4 protein-coding genes are annotated in these 2,789 nt (G+C 27.5%); 1 reads left to right on the top strand and 3 read right to left on the bottom strand.

Annotated features, from left to right (window positions below; genetic code table 11):
• From Q0Q96_RS03575 to Q0Q96_RS03585, 3 genes are all read right to left on the bottom strand, one after another.
• A partial coding sequence (locus tag Q0Q96_RS03575) for a hypothetical protein (RefSeq protein WP_293871847.1) occupies window positions 1-346 on the bottom strand: 346 nt, incomplete at its 3' end.
• A gap of 10 nt (window positions 347-356) precedes the next feature.
• Complete coding sequence (locus Q0Q96_RS03580) at window positions 357-1,022, bottom strand: ATP-binding cassette domain-containing protein (RefSeq protein ID WP_293871849.1); 666 nt, start codon at window positions 1,020-1,022, stop codon at window positions 357-359.
• A gap of 334 nt (window positions 1,023-1,356) precedes the next feature.
• Window positions 1,357-1,938, bottom strand: coding sequence for a bacteriocin fulvocin C-related protein (locus Q0Q96_RS03585; RefSeq protein WP_293871851.1), 582 nt, complete (start codon window positions 1,936-1,938; stop codon window positions 1,357-1,359).
• Window positions 1,939-2,214: 276 nt separating this feature from the next.
• Here Q0Q96_RS03585 and Q0Q96_RS03590 point away from each other — a divergent pair, with 276 nt between their 5' ends.
• Window positions 2,215-2,346, top strand: a complete 132-nt coding sequence (locus tag Q0Q96_RS03590; protein ID WP_293871853.1) for a helix-turn-helix transcriptional regulator — start codon at window positions 2,215-2,217, stop codon at window positions 2,344-2,346.
• Window positions 2,347-2,789: the final 443 nt, after the last annotated feature.

Raw genomic sequence — 2,789 nt, forward strand, 5'->3', positions numbered from 1 at the left:
CTTTTTTATAAACATCTTTATTGGGCAGTACAACTTCGTATGTATAAATGCCTTTGGGTAATACAAAGAGGCATTCTTTACCGTTTTTTTGTATAACGAGTTCTTTTTTAATCTCGTTTCCTTCCTCGTTTTTGCCCACTATCCTGAAAGTGATTTTGTCTACCAGTTTGTTTTTAACGCAAACGCTTTCTATAAATTTACTATCCGACTTACCGCTTTTTGCAGTTTTAAAAACACTTAAACCGCTTAGTAAAAGTTCTCCGCCTTTTAAAACTGTTTGGAGATCGGATTGAGGGAAACTTAATATTGGAAAAAACATAATAAAAATTAAAAAATTTAATTTCATTTCTATATTTTTATAAATTTAACAGATAATTATGTTCAACTAATTCATTGTAATCTTTTATCGGAATTGATTTTCCGTTTTTGAGTAAAATTATTTTAGACGATACTTTCATTATTTCTCTGTAGTTATGATCTGTAATAAAAATACCTTTAGTATTTTCAAACCGAAGTAGCATTGAGGATATTTTGTCAATCATAATTGGAGAGAGACCACTGAAAGGCTCATCTAGCATACAAAATTTTGAATTATTGAACAATATAATTTTGATTTCTAAATATCTTAGTTCACCCATTGAAAGATGACTAATTGACTTTTCTCTAATCTTGTGTATATACTCATCATTGTAAAACTCTTCAATTTTAGTATTCTCAATAGAAAGGTATATTGATTTTTTAACAGAAAAGTATTTCGGTATGGAACTAGATTGGCTGAGATAACTAATGTTATTAAAAATTAACTTTCTTGTATTTAATACTTTATTATCTAGTTTAACAAACTTATTTTCAGCATTTTCAACTCCGAATATAATTTTCAACAGCGTTGTTTTTCCTGTTCCATTTCTCCCTAAAATTCCAACAATTTCTCCTGTCTTGCATTCTAAGTAAATATCCGAGAGTACTTTTTTATCTCCAAAATTTTTACTAATACTATCAACTTTTAGAATATGAGTTAGCATAGAAATAGGATTAAATTGATTGATATTATAAACAGTACATTCAATAAAAAGCAATATAATAATAACTCACTTTTGGTTAATCCATTATTATAATAAAAAATGTATTCAATCTTCCTTTGTGGATATATTTCTCTAAGAAGTAAACAAATAAAGTATCCCAACGATAGAAAACAGAATGAGAAAGATTTAAAGTCTACAAAAATTAAAGCCAAAATTGAAACAAGAAAATTAATAACAAAATTAATTTTAAAGAATGAAAATACATTTAACCATTTTCTAAACATCTGAATTAGCTATAAATTTAAAAATTGGTTAAATGTAATTTTTTAATTTGTTATAAGCAAAGTAAACACTGATTACAAGATTGAAGCCATAAGAACCCACATCCGTGTTCAGTTACTGTGCAGTTATTACCTGTTGTACCCATTCCTATACACCATCTACATGAGCATTTACCTCTTGCGCTTACTTCATTTAAATTAACAAAAGGATTTAAATTTTTGACATCATTTATAAATTCTTCTGATAATTTTTTGCTGTCAATAAATTTGCCATCATATACATAATCATTTAATGTTTCAAACATATACCCAAAGTCTTTCGCAGGTGTTATTTGTGCAAGTTCGGATGCTGTAACAAAAAAGTCTTCTTTAGAATCTGAGTTAACTCCATCGTTAAAGTCATCGCTTAGTTTTTTTATTAAAGCCAAATGCTCTTTTGGAAGCTGAAGGGTTAAAAGTTGATCAAATTTTTCCTGCCAGAGTTCTTTTTGCTCTGAATCAGATAATTTATTATAAGCATCAACTACTTCTTGATGGCTTTTTTTCCCTTCTAAGAATTTATCTCTCAAATTTTGAGCGTTTACATTCATAGATAATGTTACTAAAGTGATAATACAAAAAAATACATTTTTCATTTTTTCTAAATTTAATATTGTTAATAAAAGTTACTTGATTCAAAAACATTTCGCGATATATTTTGATATTGTAAAATTGCTACTATTCTTAACCATTGCCAAACAACAAATTGTTTAAATCAAACAACTTATTGCTTGAAATTATTAAAAAGTTGTTTGAAAAAACATCCTTTTTATACAATAAATCTGTAATACCTACGTTATACGCTACCTCACTTTAATAAATTTCAAATACCACAAAAAACAAATTATTAATAATTAAAAAAATTAAAAACGATGACAACAGGTATTACATTGAAATTGTTACAAGAAAAAAGAAAATTATCCCAAGAGGAACTTGCCTATAAAATAGGTGTCGTTCAGTCCACAATTGGTAATTGGGAACGTGGTAAAAGTATTAAATTGTAATATATTCAAAAGCTTGCTGGTGTTTTAGATATTCCGTTCTCTTATTTTTGGGAGGAAAAAGAAAAAATAACTGACCCGTTAAGTGATAATTTGGTGGTAAACAATGAAAGTGAATTTGAGATAACAATAAAAGCTCCAAATAACTTTTATAATGAGCTCAACAAAAAAATGGATTTTATAATTAATAGATTCAACGGAATTTTATGACTACGGAACAAATTATAGAATAAAAAAATCCCCTCGTTTTAAAACGAAGGGATTTTTTTATTAATCATCTTTAATGGTGATGACCACTTCTTCATCGAACTTGTATTCGCCTTTTTTATAAATTTCCTTGTTGGGCAGTACAACTTCGTATGTATAAATGCCTTTGGGTAATAAAAAGAGGCATTCTTTACCGTCTTTTTGGATAACGAGTTCTTTTTTAATCTCGTCTCCTTCCT

Origin of the sequence: Flavobacterium sp., assembly GCF_025352015.1 — a bacterium.
Lineage (GTDB): Bacteria > Bacteroidota > Bacteroidia > Flavobacteriales > Flavobacteriaceae > Flavobacterium.

Bases quoted from the DNA above. Each gene is read 5' to 3' on its own strand.
- Q0Q96_RS03585 (WP_293871851.1), bottom strand. From the start codon at position 1,938: ATGAAAAATGTATTTTTTTGTATTATCACTTTAGTAACATTATCTATG.
- Q0Q96_RS03580 (WP_293871849.1), bottom strand. From the start codon at position 1,022: ATGCTAACTCATATTCTAAAAGTTGATAGTATTAGTAAAAATTTTGGA.
- Q0Q96_RS03590 (WP_293871853.1), top strand. From the start codon at position 2,215: ATGACAACAGGTATTACATTGAAATTGTTACAAGAAAAAAGAAAATTA.